Origin of the sequence: Erythrobacter sp. (genome assembly GCF_023653175.1) — a bacterium.
GTDB lineage: Bacteria > Pseudomonadota > Alphaproteobacteria > Sphingomonadales > Sphingomonadaceae > Erythrobacter.
The window spans coordinates 1-22,392 of record NZ_JAMNXL010000038.1 but is presented as its reverse complement, the minus strand read 5'-3'; the positions used below and the strand labels follow the sequence as shown (position 1 = coordinate 22,392).

At 66.6% G+C, this 22,392-nt stretch carries 18 protein-coding genes and 1 pseudogene; 5 read left to right on the top strand and 14 right to left on the bottom strand.

Annotated elements, in window-relative coordinates:
• From NBV68_RS06570 to NBV68_RS06560, 3 genes are all read left to right on the top strand, one after another.
• A partial coding sequence (locus NBV68_RS06570) for an alpha-amylase family glycosyl hydrolase (RefSeq protein ID WP_296308210.1) occupies window positions 1-1,092 on the top strand: 1,092 nt, incomplete at its 5' end.
• A gap of 34 nt (window positions 1,093-1,126) precedes the next feature.
• Entirely contained in the window at window positions 1,127-3,199 is a 2,073-nt protein-coding gene (locus tag NBV68_RS06565) for a glycoside hydrolase family 97 protein (protein ID WP_296308209.1), read from the top strand.
• 342 nt (window positions 3,200-3,541) lie between these two features.
• Window positions 3,542-5,101, top strand: a complete 1,560-nt coding sequence (locus NBV68_RS06560) for an MFS transporter (RefSeq protein WP_296308208.1) — start codon at window positions 3,542-3,544, stop codon at window positions 5,099-5,101.
• 99 nt (window positions 5,102-5,200) lie between these two features.
• Here NBV68_RS06560 and hemA read toward each other — a convergent pair whose 3' ends face one another.
• The 14 genes from hemA to bchF form a co-directional block, all read right to left on the bottom strand.
• Window positions 5,201-6,421, bottom strand: a complete 1,221-nt coding sequence (hemA, locus tag NBV68_RS06555) for a 5-aminolevulinate synthase (RefSeq protein WP_296308206.1) — start codon at window positions 6,419-6,421, stop codon at window positions 5,201-5,203.
• 32 nt (window positions 6,422-6,453) lie between these two features.
• Window positions 6,454-7,248: a putative photosynthetic complex assembly protein PuhE gene (puhE, locus tag NBV68_RS06550; protein WP_296308204.1), complete on the bottom strand. Its 795-nt coding sequence runs from the start codon at window positions 7,246-7,248 to the stop codon at window positions 6,454-6,456.
• Window positions 7,242-8,303: a magnesium-protoporphyrin IX monomethyl ester (oxidative) cyclase gene (gene acsF / locus NBV68_RS06545; RefSeq protein WP_296308203.1), complete on the bottom strand. Its 1,062-nt coding sequence runs from the start codon at window positions 8,301-8,303 to the stop codon at window positions 7,242-7,244. Before acsF ends, puhE begins: the two co-directional genes overlap by 7 nt.
• Window positions 8,300-8,602 carry a hypothetical protein gene (locus tag NBV68_RS06540; protein ID WP_296308202.1) on the bottom strand — a complete coding sequence of 101 codons (303 nt, stop codon included), beginning with the start codon at window positions 8,600-8,602 and terminating at the stop codon, window positions 8,300-8,302. The genes acsF and NBV68_RS06540 overlap by 4 nt, the downstream gene beginning before the upstream one ends.
• Entirely contained in the window at window positions 8,602-9,090 is a 489-nt protein-coding gene (gene puhC, locus NBV68_RS06535) for a photosynthetic complex assembly protein PuhC (protein ID WP_296308201.1), read from the bottom strand. The genes NBV68_RS06540 and puhC overlap by 1 nt, the downstream gene beginning before the upstream one ends.
• A complete protein-coding gene (puhB, locus tag NBV68_RS06530; protein ID WP_296308200.1) occupies window positions 9,087-9,866 on the bottom strand; it encodes a photosynthetic complex putative assembly protein PuhB in 780 nt (259 codons plus the stop codon). The genes puhC and puhB overlap by 4 nt, the downstream gene beginning before the upstream one ends.
• Window positions 9,857-10,666, bottom strand: coding sequence for a photosynthetic reaction center subunit H (gene puhA, locus NBV68_RS06525; protein WP_296308198.1), 810 nt, complete (start codon window positions 10,664-10,666; stop codon window positions 9,857-9,859). Before puhA ends, puhB begins: the two co-directional genes overlap by 10 nt.
• A 79-nt stretch (window positions 10,667-10,745) precedes the next feature.
• On the bottom strand, window positions 10,746-12,191 hold the full coding sequence (locus NBV68_RS06520; RefSeq protein WP_296308196.1) for a BCD family MFS transporter: 1,446 nt from the start codon (window positions 12,189-12,191) through the stop codon (window positions 10,746-10,748).
• Complete coding sequence (bchM, locus tag NBV68_RS06515; protein WP_296308195.1) at window positions 12,188-12,892, bottom strand: magnesium protoporphyrin IX methyltransferase; 705 nt, start codon at window positions 12,890-12,892, stop codon at window positions 12,188-12,190. Before bchM ends, NBV68_RS06520 begins: the two co-directional genes overlap by 4 nt.
• A complete protein-coding gene (gene bchL, locus NBV68_RS06510) occupies window positions 12,892-13,788 on the bottom strand; it encodes a ferredoxin:protochlorophyllide reductase (ATP-dependent) iron-sulfur ATP-binding protein (RefSeq protein WP_296308193.1) in 897 nt (298 codons plus the stop codon). Before bchL ends, bchM begins: the two co-directional genes overlap by 1 nt.
• 16 nt (window positions 13,789-13,804) lie before the next feature.
• Window positions 13,805-17,449, bottom strand: a complete 3,645-nt coding sequence (locus tag NBV68_RS06505) for a magnesium chelatase subunit H (protein WP_296308191.1) — start codon at window positions 17,447-17,449, stop codon at window positions 13,805-13,807.
• The gene (gene bchB, locus NBV68_RS06500) at window positions 17,439-19,010 is read right to left on the bottom strand and encodes a ferredoxin:protochlorophyllide reductase (ATP-dependent) subunit B (RefSeq protein WP_296308190.1); all 1,572 of its coding nucleotides are present in this window, start codon (window positions 19,008-19,010) and stop codon (window positions 17,439-17,441) included. Before bchB ends, NBV68_RS06505 begins: the two co-directional genes overlap by 11 nt.
• A 3-nt stretch (window positions 19,011-19,013) precedes the next feature.
• Entirely contained in the window at window positions 19,014-20,318 is a 1,305-nt protein-coding gene (locus tag NBV68_RS06495; protein WP_296308189.1) for a ferredoxin:protochlorophyllide reductase (ATP-dependent) subunit N, read from the bottom strand.
• On the bottom strand, window positions 20,315-20,863 hold the full coding sequence (gene bchF, locus NBV68_RS06490; RefSeq protein WP_296308187.1) for a 2-vinyl bacteriochlorophyllide hydratase: 549 nt from the start codon (window positions 20,861-20,863) through the stop codon (window positions 20,315-20,317). The genes NBV68_RS06495 and bchF overlap by 4 nt, the downstream gene beginning before the upstream one ends.
• A 241-nt stretch (window positions 20,864-21,104) precedes the next feature.
• Between bchF and NBV68_RS06485 the strand changes: the two genes are divergently transcribed.
• Window positions 21,105-21,989, top strand: a complete 885-nt coding sequence (locus tag NBV68_RS06485; protein ID WP_296308186.1) for a cobalamin-dependent protein — start codon at window positions 21,105-21,107, stop codon at window positions 21,987-21,989.
• An 11-nt stretch (window positions 21,990-22,000) separates the two neighbouring features.
• Window positions 22,001-22,392, top strand: a pseudogene (locus NBV68_RS06480) (transcriptional regulator PpsR); the annotation flags it as partial.

Below are 22,392 nucleotides of genomic sequence, written 5' to 3'. Positions count from 1 at the left end.
GGCAGCCCCTACGCCGTGCGCGATTACCGCGCGGTCAACTCGGAGCTGGGCACCGAGGCCGAATTCCGCGCCTTCGTCGACGAGGCGCACCGGCTCGGGCTGAAGGTGATCCTCGACTGGGTCGCCAACCACTCGGCCTATGACAATCCGCTGACCGAGAGCCATCCCGAATGGTACACCCGCACCCCGGAAGGCGCGATGATGTCGCCAGCGGGGACCGACTGGACCGACGTGGCGGACTTCGATTATTCGCAGGCTGCCTTGCGGCAATACATGACCGAGAGCCTCGCTTTTTGGGTGCGCGAATACGGGATCGACGGGTTCCGCGCCGACGTCGCTGGCTATGTGCCCACCAACTTCTGGGAAACGGCACGGCGCCAGCTGGACTCCATAAAGCCGGTCTTCCTGCTCGCCGAATGGGAGCAGCGCGATCTGCACACCCGCGCCTTCGATGCGACCTATGCGTGGAAGTGGAAGGAGGCGATCCAGGGCCTCGTCGCCAGCGGCGAAGGGGCGGGGCCGATCCGCGCCTACTACACCGATCAGGGCGAAAGCTGGCCGCACTCCGCCATGCGCATGGTCTATACCGAGAACCATGACCAGAATTCGTGGGATAGGCCCGCAGCCGAAATCTATGGGCCCGCCTATGAGGCGGCGATCGCGCTGTCTTTCGTGGGCACCGGCCTGCCGCTGATCTACAACGGGCAGGAGGCTGATAACGACCGCAAGCTCGAATTCTTCGAGCGCGATCCGATCGTGTGGAAGCAGGGGCGGCTGACTGGGCTCTTCGAGAAGCTCGTCGCATTGAAGACCGCGAACCCGGCGCTCCATAACGGGCGGTTCGGGGCGGCGATGGTCGAGGTGCCGACCAACGCGGCGGCAGATGTCTTCGCCTTTACGCGGGGCGATAGGGGCGCGCGCGTTTTCGCTGTCTTCAACCTCAGCCCGCGCCCGCACACCATCACCTTCAGCCACGCCCGCCACCACGGCAACTACACCGATGCGCTGACCGGCGCCCCCGCAGGCTTCGCCGGCGGCGAGACGGTCGATCTGCCCGCATGGGGCTTCCGCATCTACACCGAGAGCAAGTGAGCCGGCCGCCCCCGAGGCCGCGAGGAGAGTATGAATGACAAAGCACTGGAAGCCGCTGGTCGCGCTGGCCGCCGTCGCATGGGCGGCTGCGCCCGCCGCCGCCGAAAGCCTCACGCTCGCCTCGCCCGATGGCCGGATCACCGTCACCGTCAGCGATGAGCAGGGTCAAGCGACCTATGCCGTCAGCTACAACGGCAAGCAGGTCATCGCTCCCTCCAAGCTCGGCATGATCTTTGCCGAGCACCACGGCTTCGAGCGCGGCCTTGCCATCGCGGGCTCCACGCGCGCCAGCAAGGATGTGACCTGGGAGCAGCCCTGGGGCGAGCGCCGCCTGGTGCGCGACCAGCACAACGAGCTCGCCGTCACCTTCAAGCCCGCCGAAGGCCCCGACCGGCAGATGACCATCCGCTTCCGCGCCTTCGACACCGGGATCGGCTTCCGCTACGAACTGGCCGAGCAAGCCGCCCTGCAAGGTGACCTCAACATCACCGAGGAGCTCACCCAGTTCGGCGTCGGTGAGCAGACCACCATGTGGTACACCCCGTCGGACGAGTTCAACCGCTACGAATACCTCACCCGCACCGCGCCCGCAGGCAAGGTCGAAGATGCGCACACGCCTGCGACCTTCAAGAGCGCCGACGGCATCTATTTCAGCATCCACGAAGCCGCGCTGGTCGATTATGCTGCGATGTCGCTTGACCAGCTGCGCCCCGGTGCTTTCGAATCCAAGCTGCGCGGCTGGTCTGGCGGGCCGAAGGTCAAGACCAAGGCTCCGTTCAACTCGCCGTGGCGCACCATCCAGGTGGCCCCCAACGCGGTCGGCCTGATCAATTCCGACATTATCCTCAACCTCAATGAGCCCAACAAGCTCGGCGATGTGTCTTGGGTGGAGCCTGGCAAATATGTCGGCATCTGGTGGGCGATGCATATTCGCGACCGCACCTGGGGCCGCGACGGCATCCACGGCGCGACCACCGAGGAGACCAAGCGCTACATCGACTTTGCCGCCAAGCACGGCTTTGCCGGCGTGCTGGTGGAAGGCTGGAACATCGGCTGGGACGGCGACTGGTACAACAACGGCGACCTGTTCCGCTTTGCCGAACCAATGCCCGATTTCGACCTTGCCGAGCTGGGCCGCTATGCCCAGTCCAAGGGCGTGCGGCTGATCGGCCACCACGAAACCTCGGCCAACATCACCAATTACGAGAACCAGATGGAGGCCGCCTTCGACCTCTACGAGAAGGTCGGCGTGCGGCAGGTCAAGACCGGCTATGTCGCCGATGCGGGCGATGCGGTGCGGATCGACGAGAACGGCATCCGCCGCTACGAATGGCACGACAGCCAGTTCATGGTCCGCCACCATCTGAAGGTGGTGACCGAGGCCGCCAAGCGCAGGATCTCGATCAACGCGCACGAGCCGGTCAAGGACACCGGCCTCAGGCGCACCTACCCCAACTGGCTCGCCCGCGAAGGTGCGCGCGGGATGGAGTACAACGCCTGGGGCACGCCGCCCAACCCGCCCGAGCACGAGGCTATGCTCGCCTTCACCCGGATGCTGGCGGGGCCGATGGACTTCACCCCCGGCATCTTCGACCTCAAGCCCAACGAGCGCGCGCCCTTGCGCGAAGACATGCAGCGCGGCGATCCCTCGAACCGGCCCGAGACCACGCTCGCCAAGCAATTGGCGCTCTATGTGGTGCTCTATTCGCCGATCCAGATGGCTGCCGACCTGCCCGAGAATTATGAGGCCAAGCCCGATGCCTTCCAGTTCATCAAGGACGTGGAAGCCGACTGGGAACAGTCGATCGCGCTGGCCGGAGAGATCGGCGATTACGTCGCCTTTGCCCGCCAGGGGCGCAAATCGAAGGAATGGTTCCTCGGCGCGGTGACGGACGAGCAGCCTCGCGATCTGTCGCTGCCGCTGAGCTTCCTCGAGAAGGGCAAGAAATACCGCGCGCAGGTCTACCGCGACGGGCCGGATGCGGACTGGAAGACCAACCCCTATGCGATGGTGATCGAGGAAAAGGTCGTCACCGGCGGCGAGACCTTCGCGGTGCGGCTGGCGGCTGGCGGCGGGGTGGCGGTGCGCTTCATTCCTGTGAAATGAGGGCCCGAAGCGGACAAAGTTGACACCGTGTCAACTTTGAATCGCCGCCGTTTTCCTATGATAATCAGTCATTTGTGCCATATTTGCGCAAGCGGACGGACAGGGGAACGCGAGGCAAAAACGCGCCTCGGGTGGCAAACGGCCGCGCAGGCCGGGCAGAACAATGGGAAAGAGCCGGCGCGGAGTGTAGCGGCTGGAATCCGTGTAGGAAACGGGGCGCGGAGGTCTGCCATCGGCGAGGCTGAGCGAAACGCCGCCCTTCGGGAGGCCGCCCCGGAGCCTGCCCTGTTTGCGCTGCTCACACTACTTGCCTGTGCAGCGCGTTCCACCTAGTCCAGACCAATGGCGACAGCAGCGGGGCGGATATCGATCGTCGGAGAGCGCGCGGCGTTCTTCTGGGCGGGGTGCGCGGCGATCAGCGCGGGCGTGCTGTTGCACCTGCCGATGCTGGCAATGGCGCATTCTATGGGCAACCACCTCAAGGGCATGCCAATGGACGGCAGCATGTGGTTGGGCATGGCGCTGATCGCGGTCGGCGTGCCGCTTGCCTGCTTCGGCGCGCTGCCCAGGGTGCGGGGGCAGCATGGCGACCACGCCGGGACCGACTACGAGGCGCCCGACAGCACGCCGCTCGGCCGCTGGCACGCGGCGACCCTGCTGGTGCTGACACTCGGCCTGGTTATCGATGTGATGAAGCCCGCCACGCTCGGCTTCGTGCTGCCGGGGCTTTCCGCGGAATACGGGATCGCCAAGTCCGAGGCCGCGCTGCTGCCGCTGATCGCGCTGATCGGGACGACGATCGGCTCGTTCCTGTGGGGCTGGCTGGCCGATGTCTATGGCCGGCGCGTCTCGATCCTTCTTTCGACCATCCTGTTCGTCTCGACCGCGATCTGCGGCGCGATGCCGGCCTTCTTCTGGAACCTCGTGATGTGCTTCCTGATGGGCATCTCGGCGGGCGGTATGCTGCCGGTGATCTACACTTTGCTGGCCGAGGTCATGCCGCCGCGCCATCGCAGCTGGGTGCTGGTGCTGGTCGGCGGGACGGGGCTGGTGGGCGGCTACCTCGCGGCGAGCGGCGCGGCCTATGTGCTCGAGCCGGTCTACGGCTGGCGCGCATTGTGGCTGCAGGGCTTCCCGAGCGGGCTGCTGCTGCTCGCCTTGGCGCGCTTCATCCCCGAGACCCCGCGGTTCCTCGCCGAGCGGGGCCGTTTGGCCGAACTCGAGCGGATGCAGCACCGCTTCGGTCTGGTGCCCAAGCCCCGGCCGCAATCCTCACCCGACGCCGGAGGTATGGGCGCACCCGCCGCGGCCGATCACAGCCGCATCACCGCCGCGCTGGTGACGACCGCGCTGTGCTGGAGCTTCGTCAATTTCGGACTGCTGCTGTGGTTGCCGTCCGATCTTCAGGCGCGCGGCTACAGCGCCGCGGTGGCGAGCGGGATCCTTGCCAAGTCCTCGCTGCTGGCCTTGCCCACGATCCTCCTCGCTGCCTACTTCTACGCGCGGCGGAGCAGCAAGTGGACGCTGGTGGGCACGGTCGGCCTCACGGTGATCGGCCTTGTCGGCGCGCTGCTGCCGCCCGATGTGCTGAGCTGGGAGCCGCTGCTGGTCGCCGTCATCGCGGTGCTGATCGTCGGCACCAACGGTACGATCGCAGTGCTGCTGCCCTACACGGCGGAGAACTATCCGCTCGGCACGCGCGGGCGGGCGACCGGGCTCGTCGCCGGGAGCAGCAAGTTCGGGGGAGTGGCCGTGCAGGTCGCCGCGCTCGCGGGCTTCGCGCCGACGCTGGTTGGCGCGGCGCTGACACTGCTGGTTCCGACGGTGGTATCGGCGGGGCTCATCGCGTGGTTCGGGCGCGAAACGCAAGGCCGCAGCCTGCGCGAGCTGGAAGCGGAATAGCGCCGCTTCCGGCTCGCAAAGAGGGCGACTGCCTCCCCCAAGGCAGCCGCCCTCACTCCCGTCCAAGGGAGAACCGGGTATCCTGTCAGTCGGGAAGGCTCAGGCGGCCTGTTCCATCCGGGCGAGTTCGCAATGCGACCAGATCTCGGACAGCGCCTTGATCAGCCGGTCGATGTCGCCATCCGAATGCACCGGCGAGGGCGTGACGCGCAGCCGCTCGGTGCCCACCGGCACTGTGGGATAGTTGATCGGCTGCACATAGATGCCGTGGTTGTCCATCAGCCAGTCGCTGATCATCTTGCACTTCTTGGCATCCCCAACCATCACCGGGATGATGTGGCTCGGGTTGTCGAGGTGCGGGATGCCCATGATGTCGAGCGCGCGGCGCACCTGGCGCACGCGCTTCTGCTGAAGCTCGCGCTCGGCGCTGCTCACCTTGAGGTGGCGGATGCTCGCCGCAGCGCCTGCCGCGACTGCGGGGGGCAGGGCGGTCGAGAAGATGAAGCCGCTCGCGAAGGAGCGCACGAAGTCGACGAGGTTGGCAGAGGCCGCGATATAGCCGCCCATGACGCCGAACGCCTTGCCGAGCGTCCCCTCGATCACCGTGATGCGGTCCATCAGCCCTTCGCGCTCGGCTATCCCGCCGCCGCGCGGGCCGTAGAGGCCGACCGCGTGGACCTCGTCGATATAGCTCATCGCGCCGTGCTTTTCGCACACGTCGAGGATGTCGGCGATGGGGGCAATGTCGCCGTCCATCGAGTAGACGCTCTCGAAAGCGACCAGCTTGGGCACTTCGGGGCCGTACATCGAGAGGAGCTCGTCGAGGTGCTCGGCATCATTGTGGCGCCACACCTTGTAGGGGGCGCGGCTGTGGCGGATGCCTTCGATCATCGAGGCGTGGTTCAATGCGTCCGAAAACACGACGCAGCCCGGGATCTTGCTGGCGAGCGTGCCGAGACCCGCCCAGTTCGAAACATAGCCGGAAGTGAACAGCAGTGCGGCTTCCTTGCCGTGCAGGTCGGCCAGTTCGGCTTCCAGCTCCACATGGTAGTGGTTGGTGCCCGAGATATTGCGCGTGCCGCCTGCGCCCGCGCCGCATTCGTCAAGGCAGGTGTGCATCGCCTCGAGCACCGCGGGGTGCTGGCCCATGCCGAGATAGTCGTTCGAGCACCACACGGTCACCGCCTGCTGCTCGTCGGCGACAAAGCGGGTGGCATGGGGGAAGCGGCCGCGGTGGCGCTTGATGTCGGTGAACACCCGGTAGCGGCCATCGGCACGCACCACATCGAGCTCGCCGGCAAAAAAGGCTTCGAAGTCCATGCGCATTCCCTCTGTCGTCATTGTCTTGGCTTTCAGTCTTGCTTGATCCGCACCGCAGCCTTCCGCTGCGGATAGGCCCAGCCCCACAGCATTCCGTCACGGAACGGCAGGGCGAGAAACAGGTGTTCGAGCACGCCCAGCAGGGCGAGCGTGGTCAAGAGGCTCGCGCCCACCATTTCAGCACTGCCCACGGGCGCGGCGAGCGCGACCTGCGCGAACCACGCGGTCGCTGCCGCGATGCCCGCGAGCGAGGCGACGAGCAACAGCGTCATCCGGCTGGGGCCGAAATAGGTCTTGAGGTAGGCGAGCTGGTCGGGGAGCATCTCGGAGGTCGAATTGGGCACGCCGACGAAGAGGTTGATCTTCGAGATCAGCCGCATGCCGAACATCAGCACGAAAACCGTCGCGCCGATCTGGTTGGGGGCGTTCCACGAGAGCGAGATCAGCAAGAGCGCCGTCACCGCCAGCGCGACCTCGTGATGCATCACCGTGGCGGCGGCCTGACGGAAGCGGGCGACGCCGGTAAGCGCGGGGTCGGCAGGGCCGCGGCGCGGGCCGGCAGACGCGCCGGTGAGGAAGGACAGCTCGTGCCACCCCCACACCATCAGCGCGCCGATGAAGGACAGGTACACCGCCCAGACCTGCGCCGAGAGCGAGGAGATCAGGATCACCAGCAGTCCGGCAATCCCCGCCACGCTGCCCACCAGCAGGCTGGTCGAGAAGGTCGCGCGCTCGCGGTTGTCCGCCCAGGCAATCAGCCCGGTCGCGACAAACCAGATCGCCACCGTCACCATGAACGGCACAACATGGCCGCTCCAGCTCACCACGCGGGTTGCAGCCGGATCGAGCGGGGGAGGGCGTTGGGCTTGGGCGCCATGAGATACATGCGGGCAAAGGCGAAGCCTGCACCGGCCATGCCGGAGGCGCGGGCGATCATCCCGCCGATCCCGCCGCGCGCCTTGCCGTCCTCGATGCGTTCCGCCGCGAGACGCAGCTTCTCCATCTGGCGGCGGAAGGCGGGGCTGTCGATGTCGAGCTCGACCGGGAAGACCTGGCGGGCGATCTGGTTGGTGATCGCGAAGACCTTGTAGTCATACTCGGTCGGATCGACCCCCAGCGCGGCGTGGAACACCGGACGGTTGTGATCGCGCACATACATGGTGGCATAGACCGACAGCAGGAAGAAGCGCACCCACAGCTTGTTGGCGCCTTCCAGAAGCTTGGGATCGGCGCGCAGCAGCATCGCGAAGGCCTCGCCGTGGCGGAACTCGTCGTTGCACCACTCCTCGAACCAGTCGAAGATCGGGTGGAACTTGTACTGCGGATTGCGCGCGAGGTGCCGGAAGATGGTGATGTAGCGCGCATAGCCGATCTTCTCGGAGAGGTAGACGGCGTAGAAGATGAACTTCGGCTTGAAATAGGTGTATTTCTTGGTCTTGGTCAGATAGCCCAAGTCGACGCCGATCCCCGCATCCTTGAGGCTTTCGTTGATGAAGCCGGCATGGCGGCTTTCGTCGCGCGCCAGCAGGCGAAACAGCTGCTTCACGTCCGGGTTCTTGGTGCGCCGCGCGATCTCGGCATAGAGCACGCAGCCGGAAAATTCGCTGGTCATCGAGCTGACGAGGAAGTCGGTGAATTCCTGGCGCAGGGAGGGCTCAAGCCCCTCGATCACGCCCTTGAAGCGGTCCGAGTGCTTGAAGTGCAGCTTGTTGGGATCGCCCACCATGTCGGCGATCAGCTGGTCCCATTCCGCGCGCACAAGGCTCACGTCGATCGCATCCAATGCGTCGTAATCGGTGGTGTAGAAACGCGGGGTCAGCATCGTGTCCTGCGTCGCGATCGCCATCGCCTCTTCGCTGGTCATCGGCTTGTAGGCGTTCATTTGATCCTCCCGGCATTGAAGCTGACTTCGTAGAGTTCGGCCAGATCGAAATAGGCGGCGAGCTTGGTCAGGGCGCGTGCGAGCGGGCTTGCACGGGTGACGGTGGCGCGGCGTTGAAACACCTCGCGGCTGCCGAAGGGTATCGAGATGGGCGCGCCGTGGACGCGGACCTTGTCGCCCGGCTCGATCGCGATTGCGCCATCGAGTTCGACATGGGCGTGGAAATGTTCGGAGCTCTGCTCGACGGTGATCGTGCAGGGGGTATCGAAGCTGGTCGCGGTGAGGAAGGCGAGCGCCATCAGCGGTTCGCCTCCTTGGCGGGCAGCAGGTCCTGGTATACCGCGCGATTGTCCGGCCCGAACGAGCTGACCTCGATGCTGCGCCCCGTCGCCGGGTCGGCGAGCGTCAGGTTGCCGTTCTGCCATTCGGTGAGGGTAAAAGCGACCTCGGGGCCGAGCCCGCGGATGCGGCGCTGGTGGACGAGGCTGCGCACGGTCGCGCGGATGAAGCCGCCTTCGCCGACACCGTGGCGGCCCAGAAACTCGCCGGTCGCGCCGTCCTCGATCCGCACCGCGCCGTCCGGCTCGTCGAAGAACCTGAGGGTGCGCGCCTGGGCCTCGCCGATCCCGGCAGCGGCGCGTGCCTCGGCCGGCACCGATTGCCGGGGCACGAAGCCCAGCGTCACCGAGGCGGTCAGCAACAGCGAGATGGCGACGATCCCGCCCATCAGCATCAGCGGCACGCGGTGGACGGTGATCTCGTCCTGCTCGTATTCACGAACGATCATGCGGGGGCTCCTTCAAGACCCGGCTCGCCGCGGTGGATTACCGGGGAAAGGCGGGGCGGCACGGCCGCGGCCTGACCTGCGGTGTGGCCGCTGGCAGGGGTTGCGTCCTTGATCTCGCTCAAATTGCGATCAATCGCGCCGAACCGCGCGCGGGCTTCGGCGATGGTCTGCGCAAGGGCGGCGGCATCGGGGACGCTGCGCAGCATCGGCTCAGGGCGCGCATAGCGGAACGGACGGACATGCGGCCACAACAGCAGCGTGCCGAGCAGGCGATCGCCCGCTAGTTCGAAGGCGATATCGCCGTGCCCGTCCTTGGTCAGCACCGCGAGATGCGCGGCGGTGATCTGCTTCAGGGGAATGTTCACCCGTGTCTCGATCGCGATGCCGATGCGCATGATGAGGCGCTGGTCGGTAAGGATGTAGAGCGTCGAGCGCGCGCTCGCCCAGGCGAGGATGTGGAGGATCGCGGCGAGCGCCACGCCGAGCATCGCAGCGACGATCGCCGCATCATTGCGGCCCGTCACAAGCGCGATCACCACCAGCACGGCCATGTAGGCACCGGCGCTGCGGCCGTGGAATGCCGTGCGCGCCAGCAGGCCGAGCCGCGGGCGGCCCTTCCACAGCACGCGCTCGTCGGGCTGCGGCGTGCCCATCCGGTCGCCAAAGGCCTTGGGGCCCTCGTTCTCGAGCGCGGCGTGATCGAAGCCCCCGGTGGGCAGCGGCGTTTCCGCCGCTGCTTGCCGAGCCGTCACGTCCGCTTTGGTCTTCAGATCCATGCTTCCGACCTTTCCGGCGTCGCATACATGTAGCCCCCGCCGAAGTAGGCCTGGATGCGGTCTTCCTCGTAGCGGGTGATGGTGCCGGCGGTCTCGAGCGTGGGAACGCTGTCGAACTGCGCGGCGGTGATCGCGTCGATCTCGACGTATTCCTTCTCGTCGCTGGTGGTCGGCAGGATCTTGGCCAGCAGGCTGTTGCCGTGAACCACCGCGACCGTCATCGGCGCGAGCACCTTCTTGCCGCTGGTGGTCTCGACTTCGAGGTAGCGGATCATGTGCTCGGACTGGTCGACCCAGATGTCGCTGACCTTGCCGACCGTGACGCCGTCAGCGGCGACCACCGTCCAGCCGACGAGCTGCGGATCATTGGCGGCGATCACCAGATCATGGCTCTGCGCGATCGGCACGATGCGCGGCTTGCCGTCGAAGGTGAGGTCGGGATACTTCGCGCGGTTGGCGAAGGCGGCCGGGCCCATGCCGTCAGCCATGGCATCGCCGGTCGGGACCCAGGGTGCGCCGCCGGCGCGGAAGGTCTGGACGCCGGGGACGTTCACGTCATCGCGCGCCACATCCTCGGGCACATAGGTACCGCGGCCGTGGGGCAGCTGGAAGCTCTTCTTGGCGCCGTCGAACAGGCGGCTGTCGGGCTCGACCGCGCCGGTCACTTCGTCCTCGAGCGGGTAGCCTTCGCGGCGGCTTTCCTTGTTGAGGTAGAAGACCAGCGCGACGAAAAAGCCGAAGAACAGCAGGAAGGCGAGTTCGGCAACATCGAAGGTGCCGACGATATAGGCAGCGTTCATTTCATATTCCTCTCATGGAACAAGCCGGCTGAGGCGAAGCCGGGACAAAGGGACGGGATTGTCAGGCGGGCACGGGTATTCATGTCGGAAACTCCGCAAGTCCGAACGGCCGCGCGAGGGGATCCCCTTCCCCCGAGGCAGGTTGGCGCTGGTAGCCCACGAGGGGCCCGATGGCGGCAAGGCCGGCCAAGAGCAGCGCGATTTCGAGAATATAGACAGTGCCGTAGCCGGTGGCGCGCATCGCCATGCTGGCGGCGGCATCGTTGCTCTGGAGCAGGGCTGCGACCGCATCGCGCAGCAGGCCGCCGACCGCGATGCCGAGGCCTGCGCAGCTGGCCTGCACCGCGCCCCATGCGCCCAGCGCAAGCCCTGCGCTCTCGCCCTCGGCAAGGTTCATCGCTTCCATGAGGGTGCCGACCGAGAACAGCCCGAGGCCGACCCCGATCCCCATCGCGCCCGCATAGAGCATCAGCGGCGCGGCAAAGGGCCCGGAGAACAGCACCACCAGGAAGGCGTTGATCCCGACTACCAGGCCTGCGCCCGCGAGCCGCAGTGGGTCCCACCCGCGCGCGAGCGCCCGGCCCGACAGCATGAAGCCGCACAGCGATCCGAATGCCCAGGCCCCGGTGAGGCCCGTGGTCGCCCCGACCGACAGGCCGAGGATCTCGCCGCCATAGGGCTCGAGCAGCGCGTCCTGCATCGCAAAGCCCGCCGCGCCGATGCCGATCGCGGTCAGCAGCCGGGCGTTGCGGCCGCTCTTCACGAAATCGTTCCACAGCTGCGAGAAGCTCGGCGCGCCGGGCTGCTTGCCCTTGGTGACGGCCGGGTTGCGCGCTTCCTGCTTCCAGATCGCGATGACGTTGATGATGATCGTCAGCACCGCGCAGCCCTGGATCACCTGCACCAGCTTGGTGTTCGTGAAATCGGACAGGATCCCGCCGATCACGAAGGCGGAGAACATCATGCCGACCAGCAGCATCACGTAATGCAGCGCCACGGCGCGCGCGCGCTTGTCTTCGGGCGCAAGGTCCGAGACCAACGCGAGGCCGGCGGTTTGGGTGGTGTGGAAACCGACGCCGGTCAGCAGGAACGAGGCCGCCGCGGCAATCATGCCGAGCGTGAAATTGGCCTCGCTCTTCAGCAGCAGCAGCGCGAAGGGCATGATCGCCAGCCCGCCGAACTGCATCATCGAGCCGAACCAGATATAGGGCACCCGCCGCCAGCCGAGCACGGAGCGGTGGGTGTCGGACTTGTGCCCGATCAGCGCGCGGAACGGCGCGGCCAGCAGCGGCACCGCGATCAGCAGCGCGACCAGCCAGGTGGGCGTGCCGAGCTCGACCACCATGACCCGGTTGAGCGTGCCGTTGAGCAGCACCGTCGCCATGCCGACGCTGAACTGGAACAGCGAGAGGCGCAGCAGGCGCGGCAAGGGCAGATCGGTGCTCGCCGCGTCCGCAAAGGGCAGCAGCCGGAACAAGAGTTCGGCAAAGCTCTGCGGAGCATCCTGGCGAGCGTTGGAGTTCATCCGTGCCGCACCAGTTCCAGTGCCTGCGAGGTGTAGAACCCGGAGGAGATGCGCTGGGTGCGCCCGATGCTCCAGCCATTGAGCCGTGCGAGGCGTTCGCGCAGCTCGCCCTCGGCGACCGGCACGATGGCGGGCGAGCGGTCGGACTTGGGGAAGGCCTTGCCGACGGTGTGCATCGCGGCGAGCAGCGTGGTGCGCGGGGCGAAGGTGAAGAGGATCGATCCCGTGGTGCGCTGCGCCAGCTTGGCGAGCGCGGCGACGAGATCGGCGGGCTCGTAATGGATCAGCGAATCCATCGCCACCACATGAGCGAAGGTGCCCAGGTCGGGATCGAGCATGTCGCCCGAACGCCAATGGATGCGCCCGTGACCGATGAACGAAGGGGTGCGCTCGCGCGCGACCTCGACCAGCCCAGCGGCAACGTCGATCCCGGTGACTTCCGCGCCCCGGCAGGCGGCCGCAACCGCGAGCGAGCCGGTGCCGCAGCCCGCATCGAGCAGGCGGGTGCGCCTGAGGTCGGTCGGCAACCAGTCCAGCAGCGTGGCGCGCATCGCATCGCGTCCGGCACGCACCGTCGCGCGGATGCCGCTGACCTTGGTGTCGGAGGTGAGATCGATCCACGCCTGCCGCGCGGTGCTATCGAAATAGGTCGCCAGCGCCTCGCGGCGGTCGTCATATTCGGAAGGGTTGCGGCTCGCCATTATTCGAACCCCAGGAAGTCGAAGATGTCGCGGTCCTTCATCGGCTGGGCCTTGGAAGGATCGACACCGGCCCACAGCATGGCGGCGAGGCGCAGGTATTCGTCCTGCGCGGCGATCACCTCGGGATCGTCGCCCATTTCGAACAAGGTGCACTTCTTGAGACGCGAGCGGCGGATCGCGTCGACATCGCGGAAGTGCGCGAGGCGGGGCATCCCGACCTTCTCGCAGAAGCGGTCGATCTCGTCGGTGTCCTTGCTGCGGTTGGCGACCACGCCGGCGAGGCGCACATCGTAGTTCTTCGACTTCGCCGCAATCGCCGCGACGATGCGGTTCATGGCGAAGATCGAGTCGAAATCGTTCGCCGCCACCACCAGCGCGCGCTCGGCGTGCTGGAGCGGCGCGGCGAATCCGCCGCACACCACATCGCCCAGCACGTCGAAGATGACGACGTCGGTTTCTTCGAGCAGGTGGTGCTGCTTCAGCAGTTTCACCGTCTGCCCCACGACATAGCCGCCGCAACCGGTGCCGGCGGGAGGCCCGCCCGCCTCGACACACATCACGCCGTTATAGCCTTCGAACATGTAGTCCTCGGGCCGCAGTTCCTCGGCGTGGAACTCGACCGTTTCGAGCACGTCGATCACGGTCGGCATCAGCTTCTTGGTCAGCGTGAAGGTGCTGTCATGCTTGGGATCGCAGCCGATCTGGAGCACGCGGTGACCAAGCTTGGAGAACGCGGCCGAAAGGTTCGACGAGGTGGTCGACTTGCCGATCCCGCCCTTGCCATAGACCGCAAAGACCTTGGCGCCCTTGATCTTGTCGGCGGGATCGAGCGCGACCTGAACCGAGCCTTCGCCGTCGAGCGGGTTGAAGCTGGATGAAGGGCTGTGCAGGTTCATTTCGGAGATCCCTCTCTCATTCGGCCGGGAACACGCCTTCGAGGCGGTCCTCCAGCTCGTCATTGGCTTCGCGCAAGGCGGCGAGCGTCGCTTCGTCGGGTGCCCAGAGGTTGCGGTCGCAGGCTTCGAGCAAGCGCCCGGCCACGCGCCCCGCGCTCTTGGGATTGAGTTCGGACAGGCGCCGACGCATGTCGGCGTCGAGCACGAAGGTCTCGGAAATCTTCTGGTAGACCCACGGCGCAACCTGCCCGGTGGTGGCCGACCAGCCGAGCGTGCTGGTCACATGCCCCTCGATCTGGCGCACGCCTTCGTAGCCGTGTTCGAGCAGGCCTTCGAACCACTTGGGGTTCAGCGTGCGGGTGCGCGCTTCGAGGTCGATCTGTTCGGACAGGGTGCGCACCTTGGTGGTGCCGCGCGTCGCATCGAGGATATAGACCGGGGTCTCGGCGCCCTTGGCCCGCGCGACCGAACGGGTCACGCCGCCAAGGCCATCGACATATTGGTCGACGTCGTTGATGCCCAGCTCGATGCTCTCGAGGTTCTGGTAGGTGAAATCGACCGTGCCGAGTGCGCTCTGGAGCAGTTCGCGCTGCTGCGCCGGCTTGCCGCTGACACCGTAGGCAAAACCCTTGTTGCTCTCGAAGGCGTTGGCCAGTTCATCGGGATCGGCCCAGACGCCGCCCTCGATCATCTGGTTGACGTTGGCGCCGTAGGCACCTTCAGCATTGGAGAAGACCCGCAAGGCTGCGGTTTCGAGGTCGCAGCCGTGCTTTTCCATGGCGCTGAGCGTGTGCTTGCGGATGAAATTGGCTTCGAGCGTCTCGTCCTCGGCCTGGCTGGCGAGCAGCGCGGCTTCGGCAAGCATCCGGGTCTGCATCGGCAGGAGATCGCGGAAGATGCCCGAGAGCGTCACCACCACGTCGATGCGCGGGCGGCCGAGTTCCGCAAGCGGGATCAGCTCCGCGCCGGCGAGGCGGCCATAGGTGTCGCGGCGCGGGCGGGCGCCCATCAGCGTCATCGCCTGCGCGATCTGGACGCCTTCGGACTTCATGTTGTCGGTGCCCCACAGCACCATCGCGATGCTTTCGGGGAAGGGCTGGCCACCGTTGACGTGGCGCGCGATCAGCTGCTCGGCCTGCTCGCTGCCCATCCGGCAGGCGAAGGGCGAGGGGATGAGGAAGGGGTCAAAGCCGTGGATGTTGCGCCCGGTGGGGAGCACATCGGGGTTGACCACCACATCACCGCCCGGCGCAGGTTGGACATAGCCGCCATCCAATGCGTGGATCAGCGAGGCCATCTCGTCCGAGGAATCGAGCAGCGCGGCAAGGCGCGCGCGATCCGGCGTCGGGCCATCATGGCTGCCCGCTTCCATCATCGCGTCGAGCATGTCCTCGCGCTCGGCCCCGGCAGGGTTGCGGCCGAAGATATGGAGGCCGTGCGGGATGAGCGATTGCTCCATCTCGTAGAGCCGCGCGGGCAGCTCGCCGATTGCGGCATAGGTGATGTCGAGCGCATCGCACTGGTCGGCGATCATTGCTGCAAGGTCGGCGCGCTCGTCCGCATGGTCGGCATCGTCGATGGTGGCGCGCCAGCGCTCGACGCTCGCCTTCAGTTCCGACAGGCCCTTGTAGAGCCCGGCCTGCGCCAGCGGCGGGGTGAGGTAGCTGATCAGCGTCGCGCCCGAGCGGCGCTTGGCCAGCATGCCTTCGGAAGGATTGTTGGCGGCGTAGAGGTAGAAATTGGGCGTGTCGCCGATCAACCGGTCCGGCCAGCACTTGCCTGACATCCCCGCCTGCTTGCCCGGCATGAATTCGAGCGCGCCGTGGGTGCCGAAGTGGAGCACGGCATGTGCGCCGAAATCCTCGCGGATATAGCGGTAGAAGGCGCTGAAGGCGTGGGTCGGGGCGAAGGTGCCCTCGAACAGCAGCCGCATCGGATCGCCCTCGTAGCCGAAGCCGGGCTGGACGCCGACGAAGACGTTGCCGAAATGCGCGCCTTGCACGAGGATGTTGCCGCCGTCGGATAGCTGCTTGCCGGGGGCGGGGCCCCAGGCGGCTTCGATCTCGGCAAGGTGCTTCTCGCGCCGGACATGCTCGTCGGCGGGGATGCGGTGGGCGACATTGGCGTCTGTGCCGAAACGCTCGGTGTTGCCCTTCAACAGCGCGTCACGCATCGCATCGAGGCTCTCGGGGACGTCGACCGCATAGCCCTCGGCGGCGAGGCGCTGGAGGGTGGCGAAGAGGCTTTCGTGCACGCCCATGAAGGCCGCGGTGCCGGTCGCGCCGGCATTGGGCGGGAAGTTGAAGACGACGATGGCGAGCTTGCGCGCGGCCCGTTCGGCGCGGCGCAGCTGGATCAGCTTCAAGGTCTTGGCCGCCAGCGCCTCGGCGCGCTCGGGACAGGCCTGCATCGGGCGCGCCTTGTGCGAGGCGGGGCGCGCGCACTTGCGATCACAGCCGGTGCACCCTGCTCCCGACTGCCCCGCACGTCCGCCAAAAACGTGCGGGACAGTCGAGCCGTCAAGCTCGGGAAGGGCGACCATCATGGTGGATTCGAGCGGCAGCAGCCCCTGCGGGCGGTGCGCCCAATCCTCGATGGTCTGGAATTCGATGGCGTGCGCGGCGAGGTAGGGCAGGTCGAGCCCGCCCAGAATCTCGCGCGCTGCGTGGGCATCGGAATAGGCGGGGCCGCCGACCAAGCTGAAGCCGGTGAGGTTGACGATCGCGTCGACCGTCGGCTGGCCGTCCGGGCCTATGAAGAACTTTTCAATCGCAGGGCGCGCATCGAGGCCGCTGGCGAAGACAGGGACGACCTTCAGGCCGGCGGCTTCGAAGGCGGCGATCGCGCCGTCGTAATGCGCGCAGTCACGGCCCAGCAGGTAGGAGCGCAGCAGGATCAGGCCCACGGTGCCCTCGCGGGCCTTGGCGGCGGGCAGCAGGCGCAGGCTTTCGGAAATGCGCTGCGGGGCGTGGGGGTAATAGACCCCGGTCTCGGGATATTCGAGCGGCGCTTCGGCCTTGGTGATGCCGCGGCGATACATCCGCTCGCCGGCCGCATAGCGGTCGATCAGCGCGCGGACCATGGCGACGACGTTCTCGTCCGATCCGGCCAGCCAGTATTGCAGGGTGAGGAAATAGGCGCGCACGTCCTGCGCGGTGCCGGGAATGAAGCGCAGGATCTTGGGCAGGCGGCGAAGCATTTTCATCTGCCCCGCGCCCGAATTGGGCTTGCCGTCCTTGCCCGACGAGCCGCGCAGCTTCTTGAGCAGCGCCAGCGGGCCCTTGGCAGGCGCGTCCATCCGGTAGCCGCCCATCTTGGTGAGCCGCACCACTTCGCCCGCGCTCATCAGGCAGACCATCGCGTCGCATTCCTCGCGCCGCGCTTCGAGGCTCGGCAAGACCATGCGGATGTGATCGTCGAGGAACAGCATCGTCGCGATGACGATATCGGCCGAGGCGATGGCGGACTTGACGCTTTCCAGATCGTCGGCGTTGCTGCCCCATTCGCTGGCAGCGTGCAGGCTGAGGTCGATGCCCTCCTGCGCCAAGGCTTCCTCGGCCCGGTCGACCGCGCCCTTGAGGTGATTGTCGAGCGTGACGATCACCACCCGGACGGGCGCGCGCGGGTCCACCGAGGAGGCCGAGGCGACACTACCGTGCATAATGCGCCTTTGCGTCATAGAGGGTTTCGAGATCGATCTGGCGACGACCTTCGGCAGCCGCGAAATTCTCGGTATTCCGGCGCGCCTTGCCGCGTACGAAGAAGGGGATTTTCTTCAATTCGCGCTCGGCCTCGGCGGTCCACAGCGAACCGGGCTCGTCGGCGGGGGCGGGCGCGGGGATGTCCTCGACCGGGGCTTCCGAGACGGTGTCGACCTGCGCCTTGCGTGGGGAATGCGCCGCGTGGTGCGATGCGCCCGCCTCGTCCGAGAACTCGAAGTCCTCGCGGAACATGGTGAGCAGGTGCTCCTCCAGCCCCATCACCAGCGGATGGACCCAGGTGTCGAAGATCACGTTGGCGCCCTCGAAGCCCATCTGCGGGCTGTGGCGCGCGGGGAAATCCTGCACGTGGACGGGGGCGGAGATGACCGCGCAAGGGAGACCCAGGCGCTTGGCGATGTGCCGCTCCATCTGCGTGCCGAGCACCAGTTCGGGGCAGGCCGCCGCGATCGCGTCCTCGACCGCGAGGTGATCGTCGGTGATCAGCGCCTCGATGCCGCAGCGTGCCGCCTCGGCGCGCACTTCGCGGGCGAATTCGCGGGAATAGCAGCCGAGGCCGCAGACCTCGAAGCCGAGCTCCTCACGCGCGATGCGGGCGGCGGCGACGGCGTGGGTCGCATCGCCGAAGATGAAGACGCGCTTGGAGGTGAGGTAGGTCGAATCGACCGACCGCGACCACCAGGGCATCCGGGAAGAGGTGTCGCCGAGGGCAGGCGTGGGATCTGCACCTGCCAGCTCGGCGACGTCGGCAATGAAAGAGCGAGTCGCTCCCACGCCGATAGGGATGGTCCGCACTGCGGGCTGATCGAAAGTCTTTTCGAGCCAGCGGGCGGCCTCATCTGCGATTTCGGGATAGAGGACGATATTGAAATCGGCTTGGCCGATCCGGGTGATGTCCTCCGGGGTGGCGCCCAGCGGAGCGACGAGGTTGACCTCGACCCCCAGCTGGACAAGGATCTTGCGGATCTCGACGAGATCGTCGCGGTGGCGGAAGCCCAAGGCCGTAGGGCCGAGGATGTTGGCGCGGGCCGGGCGACCCTCTCTGGGGCTGCGCACAACCGACTTGTCGGCGAGCTGGCGGACGATCTGGTAGAAGGTCTCGGCCGCGCCCCAGTTTTCCTTGCGCTGATAGCTCGGCAGTTCGAGCGGGATGACCGGGCAGGGCAGGCCCATCGCCTCGGACAGCCCGGCCGGATCGTCCTGGATCAGCTCGGCGGTGCACGACGCGCCGACGATGATCGCCTGCGGGTTGAACCGGGCCACCGCCTCGCGTGCGGCATCCTGGAAGATCTGCGCGGTGTCCTTGCCGAGGTCACGCGCCTCGAAGGTGGTGTAGGTGACCGGCGGACGCTTGCCGCGCCGCTCGATCATCGTGAACAGCAGGTCGGCATAGGTGTCGCCCTGCGGTGCGTGGAGCACGTAGTGGAGCTTCTCCATCGCGGTCGCCACGCGCATCGCGCCGACATGCGGGGGGCCTTCATATGTCCAGACAGCCAGTTGCATCGCCTAGATCTCCAGCATGTCGCGGCGCCGCAGCGGCCGGGCAAAGAGTTCGGCGAGATCGGCGGCCTGGTCGAAGCCGTGGATCGGCGAGAAGACGAGTTCGATCGCCCACTTGGTGGTGAGCCCTTCGCCCTCAAGCGGGTTGGCAAGGCCGAGCCCGCAAACGGTGATGTCGGGCCGGTCGGCGCGCACGCGGTCAAGCTGGCGTTCGAGATGCTGGCCTTCCGAAATGCGCACGCCCGGGCCGAAGCTCTCAAGCTCGCGGGCGAGGTGCGCGCGGTGGAGATAGGGCGTGCCGACCTCGACCAGCTCCATGCCGAGTTCGTCCTGCAGATAGCGGGCGAGGGGGACTTCGAGCTGCGAATCCGGAAGGAAGGTGATGCGCTTGCCTTCAAGCTGCGGGCGCAGCTTGGAGAGCGCGATGCGGGCACGCTCGCGGCCGGGCGCTATGACCTGTTCGGTCAGTGCCTTGTCGATCCCGAAAGCATTGGCGGCGGCGCGCAGCCAGTCGGAGGTGCCTTCCACGCCGAAGGGGAACAGCGCCTCGATGCGCTTGGCGCCGCGGCCTTCGAGCGCCATCGCAGTGTCGCCGAGGAAAGGCTGGGCCAGCAAGTAGCGGGTGTTCGGGCCGACGCTGGGCAGATTGCGCGCGTTGCGTGCAGGCAGGCAGCCGACCTTGGTAATGCCCATTTCGGCGAAGAGCCGCAGGAACTGGTCCTCGACGATGTCGGGCAGGCTGCCGACGATCAGCAGCTCAGCCGCGCTATTTGCGGGCAGGGCGGGCATCACCGGCACCAGCGCGGCAAGGCAGGCGTCCTCGCCTTGCGTAAAGGTCGTCTCGATCCCGCTGCCCGAATAGTTGAGGATGCGCACCCGCGGCATGTGCACCGCGCCGAGGCGCTGGGCGGCCTTGGCGAGATCGAGCTTTATGACCTCGGAGGGGCACGAGCCGACGAGGAACAGCGTGCGGATATCGGGGCGGCGTTCGAGCAGGCGGTTCACCACCCGGTCAAGCTCGTCCTGCGCATCGACCATTCCGGCAAGGTCACGCTCTTCCATGATCGCGGTGGCAAAGCGGGGTTCGGCGAAGATCATGACGCCCGCGGCGCTCTGGAGCAGGTGGGCGCAGGTGCGCGAGCCGACCACCAGGAAGAAGGCGTCCTGCATCTTGCGGTGCAGCCAGATGATCCCGGTGAGCCCGCAGAAAACCTCGCGCTGGCCCCGCTCGCGCAGCACGGGGCGCTGAGTGTCGGCAGCGGGGCGCGCCAGTTCGGCGGCACAGCCATCGAGGAGGGTGGCCGCGCTCATGCCGCCACTGCCTGGGGCGACAGCGCGCCCTCAAGCCGGGCCATGCGCAGCTTCCACAGGAACTGGCCGGCGTTGATCACATAGGCACCGTAGCCTGCCAGCGCGACCAGCAGGCGCTGCTCGGTCGAACCGGGCCCGGTGAACAGCATCACGAGGTAGAGGCTGTGCAATGCCAGCACCAGCATCGAGAACACGTCTTCCCAGAAGAAGGCCGGGGCGAACAGCCATTTGCCGAACACCACCTTCTCCCAGATCGAGCCGGTGATCATGATGGTGTAGAGCACGAGCGTCTTGACCACGATCGAGGTGTCGGCAGCCCATGCACCCTCGCCGGTCGACAGCGTGCGCAGCACCAGCCCGAGGCTGACGAGGAATACGAGAAACTGCACCGGCGCGAGCACGCCCTGCACGACCGTCCAGACCGATTCGTCGCGGCGCTGCCGTTCGTCCGCGGTGTAGAGTGCGCGTGTAGTGCCCCTCTCGTGGCCCGCCCCCTTCACCGTGGTTCCGGGTTCGACCGGGGATGCTGGATCCGTCCGAGTCATGTGATGCGTCAGCCTTTTCTCTCAGACTCGAAGGTTTACCCTTTCCGAAATGAGTGTCAACTAAATTGGACGTTCAGTTCTGTTGACGACTGGGCCATCATAGGTAAGGTCGTTTGCGCCACGAGCGAAAAAGGCGTAGATAGGAGTCGTTGGCTTTCGGGATCAGAGCCAAGGGTGCCTGGAGGGGCGGCCACTACCTCCTGCGGAAGGTTTGTCCGCACGACCTGGGAGGGTCTGACGTATGGGAGAGTCCAAGGCATCAGGGATGTTCGGTGCAGGCTTGCGCGGGGTGATCACCGCCCCTCTCGAAGCTGTCCGCCGCAGATCATCGGGGCAGGCCGAACAGGTCGACTCGGTCAACACCATCATCGAGAGCGAGATCATCCCGCGCCTGCTCATGGCGCATTCCGGCTCCGAGACCCGCACCCGGTCCCGCCTGCTGCGCTCGATCACCCCGGATGAGGCCGCGCGCTTTGCCCTCCTGCCCCTGCGGCTCGAAGCGGCCGCCCTGCTCGAAGAGGTCGACGGTTTCATCGCCAAGGGCGCCAGTGTCGAGACCATCTGCCTCGATCTGCTCGCCCCTGCAGCCCGCAAGCTGGGCGAGATGTGGGAGCGCGACGAATGCGATTTCCTAGACGTGACAATGGGTTTGTGGCGTCTCCAGGAAGTCATGCGCGAAGTCGCGGCGCGCTCGCCGGTCGACTTTGCCGGCATGGCGCTGCCCTACAGCGCGCTGTTCTCGCCGATGCCCGGCGATCACCACAATTTCGGCACGCTGATGCTCGATGAAGTCTTTGCCCGCGGCGGCTGGCGCAGCGAGGCGCTGGTCAAGCCCGAGCGCCGCGAACTGCTCGATCGGCTCGCCCGCCAGCCCTTCGACCTCATCGGATTGACGCTGGGGCGCGATTGTCCTAGCGCCGCCCTGAGCAACCTCATCAAGGCGGTGCGCAATGTCTCCGCCAATCCCCACATCACCGTGCTTGTCGGCGGGCGAATGATCAACGAGAATCCCGGAATGGCGATGGAAGTTGGGGCTGATGGCACAGGAGCAGATGCGCTGTCGGCGCTCGAGCTTGCAAACAGCCTGGTGAAGACTGCTGCTGCCCGTGATCTGAACCTCCGGTAGGTTCGCGCACCATGCTCACCCGCAAACACTCGATTGAAGGAAAGCACCCGTTCGGGAAGGCGGCCGAGCTGTTCAACACGCTCGATGCCGATGCGGCGATGAAGCTGGCGATGGTCGCGGGCGATGTCACCCTGGTGCTCGACGATACGGGCACGATCCTCGATGCGGCCTTCGATCCGCGCGAGTTTCCGAGCTTCGGCAGCTTCGTCGGCAGCAACTGGATCGAGACCGTCACCGACGAATCCCGCCCGAAAATCATGGAGATGCTCGCCGCTGCCCGGCGCGGCGAGGTGCAGCACTGGCGGCAGGTCAACCACCCCTCGCGCGAGGGCGATGTGCCGATCCGCTATGCCGTGCTCAGCGTCAACGGAGGCGAGCACCGCATCGCCTTCGGCCGCGACCT